The organism is Serratia sp. BNK-33-b (assembly GCF_048684565.1).
GTDB classification, from domain to species: Bacteria; Pseudomonadota; Gammaproteobacteria; order Enterobacterales; family Enterobacteriaceae; genus Serratia; species Serratia marcescens.
Genome location: NZ_JBLQTZ010000001.1, coordinates 1697823 through 1713817, shown reverse-complemented (window position 1 = coordinate 1713817; position 15995 = coordinate 1697823). Strand labels below are relative to the sequence as shown.

Sequence of the window (15995 nt, the reverse complement as noted above, 5' to 3'; positions counted from 1 at the left end):
CGAGATCATGAGCCACGTTGAATGGCCGCTGTATGAAGTGTTTATCCGCAGCAAACAAGGGCTGGCGCATCGCCACGTCGGCAGCCTGCACGCCGCCGACGACCAAATGGCGCTGGAAAACGCCCGCGACGCCTACACGCGCCGTAATGAAGGCTGCTCGATTTGGGTGGTGCAATCCCGCCATCTGATCGCCTCGCAGCCGGAAGACCGCGGCGCCTTCTTCGATCCGTCCGAAGACAAGATCTACCGTCATCCGACGTTTTACACCATTCCCGACGGCATCAAGAACATGTAGAGGCGACCATGACGGTTAACGATCCGCGCATCAGCTATTTGCTCCGCCAGGGCGACACGCCTTTGATCCTCGCCCAGCGTCTGTGCGCCTGGTGCGGCCACGCGCCCGAGCTGGAAATCGATCTGGCGTTGGCCAACATCGGGCTCGATCTGCTCGGCCAGGCGCGCAACTTCCTGAGCTACGCCGCCGAACTGGCCGGGCCGCCCTGCAGCGAAGACAGCCTGGCCTTCGGCCGCGACGAACGCCAGTTTCATAACCTGTTGCTGGCGGAACAGCCGAACGGCGGTTTCAACGACACGTTGGTGCGCCAGTTCCTGCTCGACGTCTACCACGTGCAGCTGCATCAGGCGTTGAGCCGCAGCGGCGATGCGCAGATCGCCGCCATCGCCGCCAAGTCATTGAAGGAGGCCGATTACCACCTGCGCTTCAGCCGCGGCTGGATGATCCGCCTCGGCGACGGCAACGACATCAGCCACCGCAAGATCCAGCAGTCGCTGGATAACCTGTGGCGCTTCACCGCCGAGCTGTTCCACGCCGACGCGCTGGAGCTTGAGCTGGCGGAACAGGGCATCGCCGTCGATCCGCGCCAGCTGCAGGCTCCCTGGCAAGCGCAGGTGGAGGAGACGCTGCGCCAGGCGACGTTGACGCTGCCCGCCGAGCAGGCGTTCCGGCACGGCGGCAAACAAGGCCGACACAGTGAACACCTCGGCCCGCTGCTGGCGGAGATGCAGTTCCTGCAACGCGCCTATCCAAACGGCCAATGGTAGGAGGCTGCGATGAACGTCACTCGTTTGCAACCCGCTGAAATCCCGCAGATTTGGCACTGTCTGCAACAGATCAGCGATCCCGAGCTGCCGGTGCTGTCCATCACCGATTTGGGCATGGTGCGCGACGTGGCCCGCGACGGCAGCGGCTGGCGCGTGACCTTCACCCCAACCTATTCCGGCTGCCCGGCCACCGAATTTCTGCTCAACGCCATTGAGCAGCGGCTGACGGCCGCCGGCTTCAGCCCGGTGCAGGTGGACATCCGTCTCAGCCCGGCCTGGACCACTGATTGGATGAACGCCGACGCCCGCGAGCGGCTGCGGCAATACGGCGTAGCGCCGCCGCAGGGCCACACCTGCGATCGGCCGCATGCCCACGGCCCGGTAGCCTGCCCACGCTGCGGCAGCACCCACAGCGAGAAGATCAGCGAGTTCGGCTCCACCGCCTGTAAAGCGCTGTACCGCTGTTGCGACTGCCGGGAACCGTTCGACTATTTCAAATGCATATAGGAGCGCTGACACCATGACGGTCTTTCATCGCCTGAGCGTCGCCGCCATCGAGCGCGAAACGCCGGACGCCGTAGCCATCACCCTGCGGGTGCCCGAAGAGCTGCAAAACCAATACCGCTATACCCCCGGCCAGCACCTGACGCTCAAGGCGCTAGTCAACGGCGAAGAACTGCGGCGTTGCTATTCCATCTGCAGTTCGCCGCAGGAAGGCCTGCTGCAGATCGGCGTAAAAGCGATTGATCAGGGCCGTTTCTCCGGCTTCGTCAACCGCATGCTGAAAGTCGGCGATGCGCTGGAAGTGATGGTGCCGCAGGGGCGCTTCGGCTATCAGCCGCAGGCGGAGCGCCACGGCAACTACCTGGCGATCGCCGCCGGCTCCGGCATCACACCGATGCTGTCGATCATCAAGGCAACGCTGCAGTTCGAACCGGGCAGCAGTTTCACCCTGATCTACGGCAACCGCAACAGCCGTTCGATGATGTTCAAAGAGGCGCTGTCGGATCTGAAAAACCGCTACCCGCAGCGTTTTCAGCCGCTGTACCTGTTCAGCCAGGAGAGCCTCGACAGCCCGCTGCTCAGCGGCCGCATAGACCGTGAACGCCTGGCGGCGATCGGCGGCGCGCTGCTGGATTTCCGCGACTATGACCACGCCTTTATCTGCGGGCCGGAATCGATGATGGACGACGCGCAGACCGTGCTGGAGCAGGCCGGCGTACCGGCCAATCACATCCACAGCGAACGCTTCAACACCAGCGGCCTGGTCACCCGCCCGCGCCACAGCGGCGATCGCAACGCCACCCGGGTGGCGATCCTGCTCGACGGCCGCCGGTTGGATATCGAGGTCGGCGAACAGGACGACAGCATTCTCGATGCCGCGCTGCGCCAGGGCGCCGATCTGCCCTACGCCTGCAAAGGCGGCGTGTGCGCCACCTGCAAATGCCGTCTCAAGGCCGGCCAGGTGGAGATGGGCGTCAACTACAGCCTGGAGCCGGATCAGTTGGCGGCGGGCTATGTATTGAGCTGCCAGTCGTGGCCGAAAGGCGACGGCGTGGTGTTGGACTTCGACGTCTAGGAGCCGCGATGGACACCCCCTTTATTTTGCATCAGCAGCAACACCGCGTGGTCACGCTGACGCTGCATCGCCCGGAGGCGCGTAACGCCCTAAGCACGCCGTGTCTGGAACAGCTGGTTGCCCGGCTGGAGCAGGCCGACGCCGACAGCGGCGTGGGCGCCGTGGTGATCGCCGGCGCGGCGCGCTTCTTCGCCGCCGGCGCCGATCTGCGCGAACTGCAACAGCAGGATCTGCCGGCCACGCTGGCGGATCGCCGTCCGCACCTGTGGCAGCGGCTGACGCAGTTCAGCAAACCGCTGCTGGCGGCGGTGAACGGTTATGCCCTGGGCGCCGGCTGCGAGCTGGCGCTGGCCTGCGACATCGTCATCGGCGGCGAAAGCGCCCGCTTCGGCCTGCCGGAGATCACCCTCGGCCTGATGCCGGGCGCCGGGGGCACCCAGCGTCTGATCCGCTGCGTCGGCAAGGCGCGCGCCAGCCAGATGGTGCTGACCGGCGAAGCCATCGACGCCCGCACCGCGCTGCAGGCCGGCCTGATCAGCGAAGTATGTGTCGATGCCCTGACGCTGGAGCGCACGCAGCAGATTGCCGATCGCATCAGCCGCCAGGCGCCGCTGGCGCTGCGCGCCGCCAAACAGGCGCTGAAACAGGCCGAGGAAATCGGCCTTAGCCAGGGGCTGGCGATGGAGCGTCAGCAATTTGTCACCCTGGCCGCCACCGACGATCGCCGCGAAGGCATCGCCGCCTTTTTCGAAAAACGTACGCCAAACTATCAGGGGCGCTGATTTATGGATAACGCATTGATTCTCAGCCATCTCGACGCCGGCGTGTTGACGCTGACCCTCAACCGGCCGGATCGGCTCAACAGCTTTAACGACGAGATGCATCGCCAGCTGAGCGAAGCGCTGACGCAAGCCGAGCGCGACGACAGCGTGCGCTGCCTGCTGATCGCCGGTGCCGGGCGCGGTTTCTGCGCCGGGCAGGATCTCAACGATCGCAACGTCAGCGCCGATCAACAGGCGCCGGATCTCGGCCTGTCGGTCGAACGCTTCTACAACCCCCTGATCCGCCGCCTGACCGCCCTGCCCAAACCGGTGGTGTGCGCGGTCAACGGCGTGGCGGCCGGCGCCGGCGCCGCGCTGGCCCTGGCGTGCGATATCGTCATCGCCGCCGACAACGCCGGCTTTATTCAGTCGTTCTGCCGTCTGGGGTTGGTGCCTGATTCCGGCGGCAGTTGGTTCCTGCCGCGGCTGGCCGGCCACGCCCGCGCGATGGGCATGGCCTTGCTGGGTGACAAAATCAGCGCTCAACAGGCGCTGGAGTGGGGCATGATCTGGCAGGTGGTGCCGGCGGATGAATTGGCCGACCGCACGCAAACGCTGGCGCGCCATCTGGCCACCCAGCCGACCTACGGTTTGGGGCTAATCAAGAAAGCCATCTACAGCTCGGCCACCAACAGCCTCGATCAACAGCTCGATCTGGAACGCGATCTGCAGCGATTGGGGGGCCGCAGCGACGACTATCGCGAAGGCGTCAGCGCATTCTTCGCCAAACGCACGCCAAATTTCAGCGGGAAATAGCCATGAACGCGCCCCTTCTTAATGGCCAGGTGGCGGTGATCGGCGCCGGCACCATGGGCATCGGCATCGCCCAGGTGGCCGCCGCCGCCGGCCACCCGGTACGGCTGTTCGATATCGCGCCCGCCGCCGCCCAGCGCGCGATCGACGAACTCGCTCGCCGCCTGCGGCAGCGGGTCGACGGCGGCAAGGCCGACGCAAACGCCACCGAGGCGCTGCTGGCGCGCCTCGAACGCGCCGACTCGCTCGAGCAACTGGCCGACTGCGCGCTGGTGATTGAAGCGGTGGCGGAAAATCTGGCGATCAAGCAGAGCCTGTTCCGCGATCTGGAAGCGGTCTGCTCGCCCACGGCGCTGTTCGCCAGCAATACCTCCTCGCTGTCAATCACCGCCATCGCCGGCGCCTTGCAACACCCGGCGCGCATGGCCGGGCTGCACTTCTTCAACCCGGCGCCGCTGATGAAGCTGGTGGAGATCGTCAGCGGTCTGGAAACCGGGGCCGAGACCCTCGCCGCGCTGCAGGCCCTGGCGCAGCGCTGGGGTAAGCAGAGCGTCGTGTGCCGCTCGACGCCGGGATTCATCGTCAACCGCGTGGCGCGGCCATTCTACGCCGAAACCCTGCGCGCGCTGGAAGAACGGGTGGCCGACGCGGCCACCCTGGATGCAGTCATGCGCGACGCCGGCGGCTTCGCCATGGGCCCGCTGCAGTTGACCGATCTGATCGGCCAGGACGTCAATTACGCCGTGACCGACTCGGTGTATCAGGCCTTCTACCAGGATCCGCGCTTCACCCCCTCACTGGTGCAGCAGGAGCTGGTGGCCGCCGGACATCTCGGCCGCAAATCCGGCCGCGGCTTCTACCGCTACGACGCGCAACGCCCCGCCGCAGAGATGATCGCCTTTGCGCCGCCGGCGCAGGCCGCGCCGCCGCAACGCGTCACGCTGCACGGCGACTGGTCTTCGCTGGCCGATTTGGCGGAACTGTTGATCGAAAATGCGGGGGCGATCAAACAACCTGGCCAGACCAGCCCGTACCTCACGATCGATGACGTTACACTGATGTTAACCAATGGTAAAACCGCCGGCCAACTGGCCGACGAACGTGGAACGCCCGTGGTGCTGTTCGATCTCTGTGCCGACTATGCGCATGCCTCCGCCATCGCCATCAGCTGCGCGGCGCAAAACGGCGCGCAACACAATGCCAACGCGATTCGCCTGCTGCAGTCCCTCGGCAAGCAGGTCATTCAACTGCCGGATTATCCCGGCCTGCTGACGATGCGCACTCTGGCCATGCTGGCCAACGAAGCGCTCGACGTGGTGAACAAAGGCGTCGCCGGCGCCGAAGATACCGATCTGGCGATGCTGCGCGGCGTCAACTATCCGCGCGGCCCGCTGGCCTGGGGCGCCGCACTCGGCTGGCGCCACATTCTGACGACGCTGGAAAACCTGCAACGCTATTACGGCGAAGCGCGCTATCGCCCGATGCCGCTGCTGCGCCGCTTCGCTTCCCCCGCCTCTTTCTCAGGAGCCGAACGATGAACGCCAATACGCCGCGCGCGCTGGCTCAGCGCTGCGCCGAACAGATGTTCCAGCAAGATACCTGCGCTCAGGCGATGGGGATGCATATCGACGCCGTCGACGCCGGGTACGCTCAGGTCAGCATGACCGTCGGCCCGCAGATGCTCAATGGCCACCAGACCTGCCACGGCGGCCAGCTGTTCAGCCTGGCGGACACCGCCTTCGCCTACGCCTGCAACAGCCAGGGGTTGGCGGCGGTGGCCTCCGGCTGCAGCATCGACTTCGTCCGCCCGGCGCTGGCCGGCGATCGCCTCACCGCCAGCGCGGCGGTGCGCCACCAGGGCAAAGCCACCGGGCTGTACGACGTCGAGATCGTTAACCAACTGGGCAAAACCGTCGCCTGGTTCCGTGGCCGCGCGCACCGCCTCGGTCACAGCATTTTAGGAGATCGGGCATGAATCAGGCATTTATCTGCGACGGCGTGCGCACCCCGATCGGCCGCTATGGCGGCGCGCTGGCCCAGGTGCGCGCCGACGACCTCGCCGCCCTGCCGCTGCGCGTGCTGCTGGAGCGCCATCCGCAGGTGGATTGGGCGCAGTTGGACGATGTGATCCTCGGCTGCGCCAACCAGGCCGGGGAAGACAACCGCAATCTGGCGCGCATGGCGCTGCTGCTGGCCGGATTGCCGGTCGGCGTTTCCGGCACTACGGTGAACCGCCTGTGCGGTTCGGGCCTGGATGCGCTGGCGATGGCGGCGCGCAGCATCAGGGCCGGCGACGCCGGGCTGCTGCTGGCCGGCGGCGCGGAATCGATGACCCGCGCGCCGCTGGTGATGGGCAAAGCCGACAGCGCCTTCAGCCGCCAGGCGCAGCTGTACGACACCACCCTCGGCTGGCGCTTCGTCAATCCGCGGATGCAGGCCGAGTTCGGCACCGATTCGATGCCGGAGACCGCCGAAAACGTCGCGGCGCAGTTCAATATCAGCCGCGCCGATCAGGACGCCTTTGCGCTGCGCAGCCAGCAGCGCGCCGCCCGGGCGCAGGCGCTGGGCCACCTGGCGCAGGAGATAGCCCCGGTCAGCCTCACCGGTAAAAAAGGCGCGGTCACCCTGTTCAGCCAGGATGAACACCCGCGCGCCGACACCACCTTCGAGCAGCTGCAGGCGCTGAAAACCCCGTTCCGTCAGCCCGGCAGCGTCACCGCCGGCAACGCCTCGGGCCTGAACGACGGCGCGGCGGCGCTGATCGTCGCCTCCGAAGCGATGGCGGCGCGCCAGGGCCTGACGCCGCGCGCACGCATCCTTGCCACCGCCACCTGCGGCGTGGAGCCGCGCCTGATGGGCATCGGCCCGCTGCCGGCCACCCGCAAGGTGCTGGAGATCGCCGGGCTGAGCCTGGCGCAGATGGACGTCATCGAACTGAACGAAGCGTTCGCCGCCCAGGCGTTGGCGGTGATGCGCCAGCTTGGCCTGCCGGACGATGCCCCGCAGGTTAACCCCAACGGCGGCGCGATCGCTCTGGGGCACCCGCTGGGCATGAGCGGCGCGCGCCTGGCGCTGGCCGCCCTGTTTGAACTGGAACGGCGAGCCGGCCGCTATGCGCTTTGCACCATGTGCATCGGCGTCGGCCAAGGCATCGCCATGATCATTGAGCGTGTCTGACCCCTGAGGCTAACCATGACAATAAATCCACAGCCCCTCGAAACGATCGAATTCGCCTCGCGCGATGAGATTGAAGCGTTGCAGTTGGCGCGTCTGAAGTGGACGCTGCACCACGCCTACGACAATGTGCCGATGTACAAACGCAAATTCGACCAGGCCGGCGTACACCCCGACGATCTCAAACAGCTAAGCGATCTGGCGCGCTTCCCCTACACCACCAAGCAGGATCTGCGCGACAACTACCCGTTCGACACCTTCGCAGTGCCGATGGAGCAGGTGGTGCGCATCCACGCCTCCTCGGGTACCACCGGCCGCCCGACGGTGGTCGGTTACACCCAGCGCGACATCGATAATTGGGCCGATATCGTCGCCCGCTGCCTGCGCGCCGGCGGCGCCACCGCCAAAGACAAGGTGCACGTCGCCTACGGCTACGGCCTGTTCACCGGCGGCCTGGGCGCGCACTACGGCGCGGAGCGGCTCGGCGCGACGGTGATCCCGATGTCCGGCGGCCAGACGGAACGCCAGGCGCAGCTGATCCTCGACTTCAAACCCGACATCATCATGGTGACGCCGTCCTATTGCCTGACGCTGATCGACGAACTGGAACGCAAAATGGGCGGCGACGCACGCGGCTGCTCGCTGCGGCTCGGCGTGTTCGGCGCCGAACCCTGGACCGAAGCCCTGCGCCACGAAATCGAAACCCGCATGGGCATCAAGGCGCTGGATATTTACGGCCTGTCGGAAGTGATGGGGCCGGGCGTGGCGATGGAGTGTCTGGAAAGCGGCGGCGGCCCCACCATCTGGGAAGACCACTTCCTGCCGGAGATCATCTGTCCGGAGACCGGCATCGCCCTGCCGGACGGCGAACACGGCGAACTGGTGTTCACCACCCTGACCAAAGAGGCGCTGCCGGTGATCCGCTACCGCACCCGCGATCTCACCCGGCTGCTGCCGGGCGACGCGCGCCAGATGCGCCGCATGGGCAAGATCACCGGCCGCTCCGACGACATGCTGATCATTCGCGGCGTCAACGTCTTCCCGTCGCAGGTGGAAGAACAGATCATGCAGTTCGAGCAGCTGTCGCCGCACTATCAGCTGCAGGTCAGCCGCAGCGGGCATCTGGACACGCTGGCGGTGCGCGTCGAACTGAAAGAATCGGCGCTCAGCCTCAGCCATCAACAGCGTTGCGATATCTGCCACCAGCTGCGCCATCACATTAAATCGATCGTGGGCGTCAGCACCGACGTCAGCATCGCCAACTGCGGCGATATTCCTCGCTCGGAAGGCAAGGCGCAGCGCGTGGTCGATCTGCGGCCGCGCTGAGGCGCGCGGCGTCACGGATGACGCCGCCCCAAATTAGGCGTAATGTTGTGGCTCATCGAAGGCTAACCCATGGAAAAATATGGAACATAAACTGGATGAGTTCATTCGCCATGCCGTCGACGCGCAGCCGATCAGCGGCACCTCGCTGATCATTTCGCTGTACGGCGACGCGCTCAGCCACCGCGGCGGCGAAGTGTGGCTCGGCAGCCTGAGCGCGCTGCTGGAGGCCTTCGGTTTCGGCGATCGTTTCGTGCGCACCTCGGTGTTCCGCCTGCAAAAAGAAGGTTGGCTGGCGGTGGAGAAAATCGGCCGCCGCAGCTTCTACCGCGTGACCGAGCAGGGAATGCGCCAGTTCCGCCACGCCGAATCGAAGATCTATCTGCGCGAGCAGCCCGCTTGGGACGGCAAGTGGGAGCTGTTGCTGCTGGAATGCGCCGAAAAAAACGCGCGCGCGCGGCTGAAAAAAGAGCTGGGCTGGCTCGGGTTCGGGCAGATCGCCAACAACCTGATGGCCGCCCCCACCCATGCGCAGACCGACGTGACGGCGCTGCTCGGCGAACTGAACGCCAGCGAGCAGGTGATCTACTTTCGCGCCGATTACCCCTATAACCGCTCCGAGCAAACCCTGCAGAAACTGGTGGCCGACTGTTGGTCGCTCAGCGACGTGGCGGCCGGCTATCACGAGTTTATCGTCTCCTTCCGGCCGCTGATGGCGCTGCTGCGCGAAGTCGACCCGGCGGCGCTGACGCCGCTGCGCTGCTTCCAGATTAAGCTATTATTGATTCACTTCTTCCGTCGCGTGGTGTTGAAAGATCCGTTGCTGCCGGACGCGCTGCTGCCCGCCCAATGGGAGGGCCAGATCGCCCGCAATCTGTGCATCAATCTCTATCAGCAGGTCGATCGCGCCGCGACGGAGTACGTCAGCGCGCTGGCGGAGACCACCATCGGCGCCCTGCCCGCGCCGGCCGCCGGCTACTATCGGCGCTTCGGCGGCCTGCCGCGCGACCCTACATATTAAGGAACTCACGCTATGCCTGTGTATCAGATTGACGGCCTGACGCCGGTCGTTGACCCCAGCAGTTACGTGCACCCGACCGCGGTGCTGATCGGCGACGTGATCGTCGGCAAGCACGTGTATATCGGCCCGAACGCCAGCCTGCGCGGCGATTTTGGCCGCCTGGTGATCTGCGACGGCGCCAACATTCAGGACAACTGCGTGATGCACGGCTTCCCGCAGCAGGACACGGTGGTGGAAGAAGACGGCCATATCGGCCACGGCGCCATCCTGCATGGCTGCCGCATTCGCCGCAACGCGATGGTGGGCATGAACGCGGTGGTGATGGACGGTGCGGAGATCGGCGAGAACACCATCGTCGGCGCGATGGCGTTCGTCAAAGCCGCGGCGGTGATCGAAGCCAACAAGCTGGTGGTCGGCAGCCCGGCGCGCGTGCTGCGCGATCTGACCGAACAGGAGCTGGCCTGGAAGATCGCCGGCACCCGCGAGTATCAGGATCTGGTGCAGCGCTGCAAATCCTCGCTGCACGAAGTGGCGCCGCTGGCCGAAATCGAACCGGGCCGCCAACGCCTGAGTTTCGGCGACCACCTGATCCCGAAAAGCCAGCTGTAGTCGCAAGGGCTGAAGGCGCGCCTCAGCCCCTCCCCCGCATTACTTCACTTCCGGCGCCTTGAGCGGCGACGGCACAGCCGCGCGGCGGCTCTGGAAGTGATAAGCCACCACCAGCAACAGGGTGAACGGAATACCGAACCACAACGTCATGCGGAAAAATTCGGTAAACGCGGTCGAGATCATCAACGCCGCCATCAGCCCGGCGCCGAGCAAGGTGGTATAAGGAAAGCCCCACATGCGAAATTTCAGGTGGGTCTGCCGATGCCGGCGGCGGAAGAACAGGTGGGTGACGAAAATCATCAGCCAGGTAAAGCAGGCGCCATACACCGAGATAGACATCATGGCGGCGAACGAGGTTTTCGGCGCCACCAGGCTCAGCACGATAGACACCACGATACCGATGCACGACATCGCCAGTGCATTGACCGGAATACCGCGCCGGCTGACGCGCCCCAACGCCGCCGGCGCCTGCCCGGCGCGCGACAGCGAGAACATCATGCGGGTGGTGATATACAGCTGGCTGTTCATTGCCGACAGCGCCGCCACCAGCACGATAAAGTTGAAAATACCGGCGGCGGCGGGCAGATGGATCACGTTCATCGCCATCAGGAACGGGCTTTCGCCGGTGCCGGACTGGCGCCAGGGCACGATGGCCAGCATCAGGGCGATCGACAGCATGTAGAAGATGAACAGCCGCACGATGGTGCCCTTGAACGCCGCCTTCACCGCAATCACCGGATTCTTCGCCTCGCCGGCGGCCACCGCGATCATTTCAATGCTCAGGTAGCTGAAGATGGACACGATCACCGCGAACCACATGCCCTTGACGCCAAACGGCATAAAGCCGCCGGCGGTCAGGTTGCGCAGGCCATAGGCCGGGTTGCCCGAGAACGCCAGAATGCCGATGCCGATCAGAATAAACGCCACGATCGCCGTCACTTTGACGGTGGACAGCGCGTATTCCACCTGGCCGAACGATTTCACGCCGATCACGTTAACAACGATCACCGCCGCCGAGAACAGCAGCACCCACGGCCAGGTCGGCGTCGCCGGGAACCAGAACTGCATGTACATGCCGATGGCGGTGACTTCGGTGCCCACCGCCAGCACCACGCAAGACCAGTAAGAATAACGCACCAGAAAACCGAACAGCGGGCCGAGATAGAATTCGGCATAGTCGCCGAACGAGCCGGGCGTCGGGTGTTCGGAGGTCATTTCCGCCAGGCTGCCCATCAGCAGCAGCGCAATGACGCCACCGATCAGGTAGCTCAGCAATACCGACGGCCCCGCCATCTGAATGGCGTAGGCGCTGCCAAGAAACAGCCCGGTGCCGATGGCGCCGCCGATCGCCAGCATCGACATCTGTCCGGCGGTAAGATGCTTGTTCAACCCGCCCTGACGGCGGGCGATATGCTCAAAATCATTCATCTGTGGCATGGCTGTGCTCCCGGGCGGAGTTAGGCGGTACGGGTGACGTCGAGAATGGCGGCGGTCACGTAGTCAATGTTGCCGGGATTGAGCCCCGGCAAGCACATGCGGCCGGGTGAGACCAGATAGATGGCGTAGCGCTGTCGCAGAGTCTGCAGCTGCGCTTCATTCAGGCCGGTATAGCTGAACATGCCGCGCTGATCGCGTATGCGCCGATGATCCAGCGAAGAACCGCCCTGCGCCAGGCCGGCGGCCAGCTGTTCACGCATTTGCTTGATGCGCACGCGCATTTCCGCCAGCTCATCGCGCCAAAGCTCGCCGAGTTCGGCATCGCCAAGCAGGGTTTCCACGATCTGGCTGCCGTGCGTCGGCGGGCAGGAATAGCTGCGGCGGATCAGCGTTTTTAACGCCCCTTTGACGTTGACAGCGTTTTCCGCATCGGCGCAGCGCACCGACAGCGCGCCCAGACGCTGGCCGTACAGCGCGACGTTTTTGGAAAACGAGTTGCAGACCAAAAATGGCAGATCGGTTTTCAGCGCTTCGCGCAACGCAAAGCAGTCCTCCTCCAGCCCGTCGCCGAAGCCCTGATAGGCGATGTCGAACAGCGGCAGCAGGTTACGCCGCTGCAGCACGGCGAGCGTGGCGCGCCACTGCTCCGCCGTCAGATCGGTGCCGGTCGGGTTATGGCAGCAAGGATGCAGCAGGACTACGCTGCCGGGCGGCAGACTGTCCAACGCGTCGAGCATAGCGGCGAAACGCAGGCCGCCCGCCGCTTCATCAAAGTAGGGATAGGTATTCACCCGCAGCCCGGCGCCTTCGAAAATCGCCCAGTGATTGGCCCAGGTGGGATCGGACACCCAAATTTCACCGCGCGCCAGAAAGTGGCGCAAAAAATCCGCCGCCAGCTTCAACGCGCCGGAGCCGCCGACGGTCTGCACCGTGGCGATCTCGGCCGCCTGTTGCTCACCGAACAGCAGCGTCTGCACCTGGCGAGCGAACTGCGGCGAACCTTCGATCGGAGGATAACCGTGCGGGCGACGCAGCGCCAGCAACCGCTGCTCGGCGGCCTCAACCGCCTGCATCAGCGGAATATTCCCCTGTCGGTCGTAATACAGCCCAATGCCTAAATTCACTTTTTTCGGATTGGGATCCTGCAAATAGGCCTCCATGAGCGACATAATAGGGTCGGCGGCGGAAGGTGTAATCTGTTTAAACATGACTCATCCTTAACTCGTCATTGAATTAATATTAAGACTGACTTAAGAAGAAATTAAATCAGGCGATGGCGCTGACGGTAATTTCTATTTTCATTCCCGGCACCACCAATTTTTCGACAATGACCGTGGAGCGATTGGGATAAGGATAATTAAAGTATTTCCGGTAAATATCATCGAGTAATTTAACGTCATTGACGTCGGTGAGATACACGATCACCTGCAGAACCTTATCGCTGTGGCTGCCCGCCGCCTTCAGCGTCTGCGCCAGATTATCGAAGGTCAACGTAATCTGTCGCTCCGGTGCGCCGGTGTCGATGCTGCCGTCCGCCCGCACCGGGCCGTGAGCGGTAAACAGCATGCCGCCGCCCCGGGTGGCCCAGGAAAAAGGCTGGCCGATCTCCGGCAGCCCGGTTTCTACGATCTCGCGCATGTCAGTGGTTCCCGTGGTGGTTAAGTTGGCGAAGCAGCGCGCCATCGGCGGCGAACAACGCATCCAGAATGGTAAAATGATTGGCGCCGGGCACCGCGACCAGGTCGGCCGGCAGCCCGCGTTGGCGCAGCGCCGCATGATAGTGTTGCGACTGACCTCTCAGTTCCGGCAGCTCCAATGCGCCGTAATACAGCGTAAGCGGCTTGCCGCTCGTCGGCAGGCGGCGCGCCGGGCTGAGCGTTTCAATTTGCCGCGCGCTCAGCTGCAGCGCCCGATTGACATAGCTTTGTTGCAGCGGCGCCAGCTCGAACAGGCCGCTGATGGGAAAGACAGCATCCACCAACGCATGCTGCTGCCAGAAAGCCGCCAGATGCCCGCCAGCAGAATGGCCGCACAGATAAACCGGATGGGCATAGTGCGGCGGCAGGCGGCGCTGAATGGCATTCAACGCCACCCCGATCTGTCGGCATATTTCGTCAAGATCCACCGCCGGCGCGAGCGCATATTCCACCAGCACCACGTCAAAACCCAACGCCAACGGTTCGGCGGCGATAAAGGCAAAATCCGCCTTATCGCAGAATTGCCAATAGCCGCCGTGAATAAAAATTAACGTCCCCTGGTGCTGCTTTGCAGAATAGAGCCAATCAAATGTTTCGCGTTCGCCGTTGCCATAAGCAATATTATTTTCATGGCGCGTCTGTTTATAAACAGCCGCGCTGCGAGTTTGAAATGAAGTCAAAATAGCCGCTTCATTATCCACCGTGGCGCCGTTGTCATAACTCCCCGCAAGTGGTTTCATATATTAAACTTCGTTTATTATTTAAGATGTAAATTAACTATTAGCACCGCCAAAATTATTGTCAAGACGGGCGCACCAGCAATGCGCGCCCGGTAAAATAAAACCTGCAGAATAATGAAAAAGTTTAACCCATGAAACTTTTTGCGTTTATTTCCCCCGCCCGTCCGGCTGAATTTGCGGCAAGGCGCTGAGCCGTTCAAATGCATAATCCCAAAAGGCGCGCACCTTCAGCGGCATGCGTTGCGCCTGCTGCGCCACCAGCTGTACCGGCATTGGCAACGGCTCATGATCCGTCAACAGCCGCACCAGCGTACCGGCGGCCAAATCGTCCGCTACCTGATAAGAGAGCAACCGGGCGATGCCCTTGCCGGCGCGCACCGCCAGCAGTTGCGCTTCCACGTCGTTGAGCAACAGTCGGGGAGCCAATCGCACCCGTTCGCCGTTTTCCTGCGGGCCGAAGCGCCATTCGCGCAGCGACGGCCGCTGGGTGCCGACGATGGTGGCGTGCTCCGCCAGCTGCGCCGGCGATCGCGGCTCGCCGCAGCGCGCCAGGTAATCCGGGCTGGCGACCGTCATCCGGCTGACCTGCCCCAGCCGCCGCGCCACGCGGGAAGAGTCCTGCAGATGACCGATGCGCACCGCGATATCCAACCCTTCGTCAATCAGATCGAGATTGCGATCGTTCAACACCATTTCGATCTGCATCTGCGGGTAGTCATCGAGAAATGCCATCACCACCGGCGCCACGTACCGGCGGCCGAACTGCACCGGCGAGGTAACGCGCAGCAAGCCGCTCAGCTGCGCTTCTGCGGTATCCTGCACCACCGCCTGATAATCCTGCAGCAGCTGTTGCGCGCGTTCCAACAGCCGCATACCCGCTTCGGTGGGGGCCAGCCGTCGGGTGGTGCGCTCCACCAGCCGGGTGCCAAAACGCTGTTCCAGTGCGGCGATCGCCCGGGTGATCGCCGGCGCCGAACGCCGCAGTTTGCGCCCGGCCGCCGCCAGGCTGCCCTGCTGCACCACCGCCACGAAGATGGCCAACTCGTCTAGCCGATCCATAGATTATTCCGAAAAGTGAAATTATCAATTTCCACATTGCCGTATTCCGCTCACTCAGCGCAAGAGTATGCTGACAAAAAGCACTGAGGAGAAACGCCATGTCCGCCATCACTCTCTACGGCACCCCGCTTTCCGGCCACGTTCACCGCGTAGCGTTGCTGCTGCGCATGCTGGCGCTGCCCTATGAATGGGTCGAAGCCTCGGCGGAGGTGCGGCAGAGCGCAGCCTTTCGCCGGCTCAACCCGTTAGGCCAGATCCCGGTCTTGCAGGACGGCGATCTGACGCTGGCCGACAGCAACGCCATTCTGGTCTATCTGGTGAAACGCTATGCGCCGGACAGCCACTGGCTGCCGGAACAGCCGGCCGCGGCGGCGCGAGTGCAAGCCTGGCTTTCCAAAGCCGCCGGTGAAGTTCGCTACGGCCCGGCCTCTTGCCGACTGATCGCCCAATTCGCCGTGCCGGAGGATTATCAGGCGGCGCGGGCGATCAGCGATCGTTTCCTGCCGCAGATGGAACAGCACCTGAGCGAGCGCGACTACCTGGCAACCGAACACCCGACCATCGCCGATCTGGCCTGCCACAGCTACGTGGCGGTCGCGGCCGAAGGCGGCATTTCGCTGGCGCCTTACCCTGCGATACGCCGCTGGACGGCGCGCATCGCGGCGCTTCCCGGTTTCTTCGCCATGCCGGCCCTGCCGGCGCCGGCGGGGAGCTGACGCC

General features: G+C 64.1%; 18 protein-coding genes. 13 read left to right on the top strand and 5 right to left on the bottom strand.

Annotated elements, in window-relative coordinates; translation table 11 throughout:
* Positions 1-7: 7 nt before the first annotated feature.
* From paaB to paaY, 12 genes are all read left to right on the top strand, one after another.
* Positions 8-295, top strand: a complete 288-nt coding sequence (paaB, locus tag ACMGGK_RS08145) for a 1,2-phenylacetyl-CoA epoxidase subunit PaaB (protein ID WP_004935173.1) — start codon at positions 8-10, stop codon at positions 293-295.
* 8 nt (positions 296-303) lie between these two features.
* A complete protein-coding gene (paaC, locus tag ACMGGK_RS08140; protein ID WP_016927195.1) occupies positions 304-1062 on the top strand; it encodes a 1,2-phenylacetyl-CoA epoxidase subunit PaaC in 759 nt (252 codons plus the stop codon).
* Positions 1063-1071: 9 nt separating this feature from the next.
* Positions 1072-1569, top strand: coding sequence for a 1,2-phenylacetyl-CoA epoxidase subunit PaaD (paaD, locus tag ACMGGK_RS08135; RefSeq protein WP_060444593.1), 498 nt, complete (start codon positions 1072-1074; stop codon positions 1567-1569).
* A 13-nt stretch (positions 1570-1582) separates the two neighbouring features.
* Positions 1583-2641: a 1,2-phenylacetyl-CoA epoxidase subunit PaaE gene (gene paaE / locus ACMGGK_RS08130; RefSeq protein ID WP_049300292.1), complete on the top strand. Its 1059-nt coding sequence runs from the start codon at positions 1583-1585 to the stop codon at positions 2639-2641.
* 8 nt (positions 2642-2649) lie between these two features.
* Positions 2650-3423, top strand: coding sequence for a 2,3-dehydroadipyl-CoA hydratase PaaF (paaF, locus tag ACMGGK_RS08125; protein ID WP_115436216.1), 774 nt, complete (start codon positions 2650-2652; stop codon positions 3421-3423).
* 3 nt (positions 3424-3426) lie between these two features.
* A complete protein-coding gene (gene paaG, locus ACMGGK_RS08120; protein WP_015378353.1) occupies positions 3427-4218 on the top strand; it encodes a 2-(1,2-epoxy-1,2-dihydrophenyl)acetyl-CoA isomerase PaaG in 792 nt (263 codons plus the stop codon).
* A 2-nt stretch (positions 4219-4220) separates the two neighbouring features.
* Positions 4221-5753, top strand: a complete 1533-nt coding sequence (locus ACMGGK_RS08115; RefSeq protein ID WP_143778267.1) for a 3-hydroxyacyl-CoA dehydrogenase — start codon at positions 4221-4223, stop codon at positions 5751-5753.
* A complete protein-coding gene (gene paaI / locus ACMGGK_RS08110) occupies positions 5750-6190 on the top strand; it encodes a hydroxyphenylacetyl-CoA thioesterase PaaI (RefSeq protein WP_079449876.1) in 441 nt (146 codons plus the stop codon). The genes ACMGGK_RS08115 and paaI overlap by 4 nt, the downstream gene beginning before the upstream one ends.
* Positions 6187-7392, top strand: a complete 1206-nt coding sequence (pcaF, locus tag ACMGGK_RS08105; RefSeq protein ID WP_143778268.1) for a 3-oxoadipyl-CoA thiolase — start codon at positions 6187-6189, stop codon at positions 7390-7392. Before paaI ends, pcaF begins: the two co-directional genes overlap by 4 nt.
* A gap of 15 nt (positions 7393-7407) precedes the next feature.
* Positions 7408-8715, top strand: coding sequence for a phenylacetate--CoA ligase PaaK (gene paaK, locus ACMGGK_RS08100; RefSeq protein WP_016927188.1), 1308 nt, complete (start codon positions 7408-7410; stop codon positions 8713-8715).
* Positions 8716-8794: 79 nt separating this feature from the next.
* Positions 8795-9733: a phenylacetic acid degradation operon negative regulatory protein PaaX gene (gene paaX, locus ACMGGK_RS08095; RefSeq protein WP_016927187.1), complete on the top strand. Its 939-nt coding sequence runs from the start codon at positions 8795-8797 to the stop codon at positions 9731-9733.
* Positions 9734-9745: 12 nt separating this feature from the next.
* Positions 9746-10342, top strand: a complete 597-nt coding sequence (gene paaY, locus ACMGGK_RS08090; RefSeq protein ID WP_016927186.1) for a phenylacetic acid degradation protein PaaY — start codon at positions 9746-9748, stop codon at positions 10340-10342.
* Between the two features lie 39 nt (positions 10343-10381).
* Here paaY and ACMGGK_RS08085 read toward each other — a convergent pair whose 3' ends face one another.
* From ACMGGK_RS08085 to ACMGGK_RS08065, 5 genes are all read right to left on the bottom strand, one after another.
* On the bottom strand, positions 10382-11779 hold the full coding sequence (locus ACMGGK_RS08085; protein ID WP_049300295.1) for an amino acid permease: 1398 nt from the start codon (positions 11777-11779) through the stop codon (positions 10382-10384).
* Positions 11780-11799: 20 nt separating this feature from the next.
* Positions 11800-12987, bottom strand: coding sequence for an aromatic amino acid transaminase (locus tag ACMGGK_RS08080; RefSeq protein ID WP_110147141.1), 1188 nt, complete (start codon positions 12985-12987; stop codon positions 11800-11802).
* A 58-nt stretch (positions 12988-13045) separates the two neighbouring features.
* Positions 13046-13417, bottom strand: coding sequence for a RidA family protein (locus tag ACMGGK_RS08075; RefSeq protein WP_033639957.1), 372 nt, complete (start codon positions 13415-13417; stop codon positions 13046-13048).
* A 1-nt stretch (position 13418) separates the two neighbouring features.
* Entirely contained in the window at positions 13419-14216 is a 798-nt protein-coding gene (locus ACMGGK_RS08070; RefSeq protein ID WP_193842885.1) for an alpha/beta hydrolase, read from the bottom strand.
* Between the two features lie 147 nt (positions 14217-14363).
* Positions 14364-15275 (bottom strand): LysR family transcriptional regulator, encoded by a 912-nt coding sequence (locus ACMGGK_RS08065; protein WP_115436221.1) that lies wholly within the window; start codon positions 15273-15275, stop codon positions 14364-14366.
* Positions 15276-15373: 98 nt separating this feature from the next.
* Here ACMGGK_RS08065 and ACMGGK_RS08060 point away from each other — a divergent pair, with 98 nt between their 5' ends.
* The gene (locus ACMGGK_RS08060; protein ID WP_143778272.1) at positions 15374-15991 is read left to right on the top strand and encodes a glutathione S-transferase family protein; all 618 of its coding nucleotides are present in this window, start codon (positions 15374-15376) and stop codon (positions 15989-15991) included.
* Positions 15992-15995 lie beyond the last annotated feature (4 nt).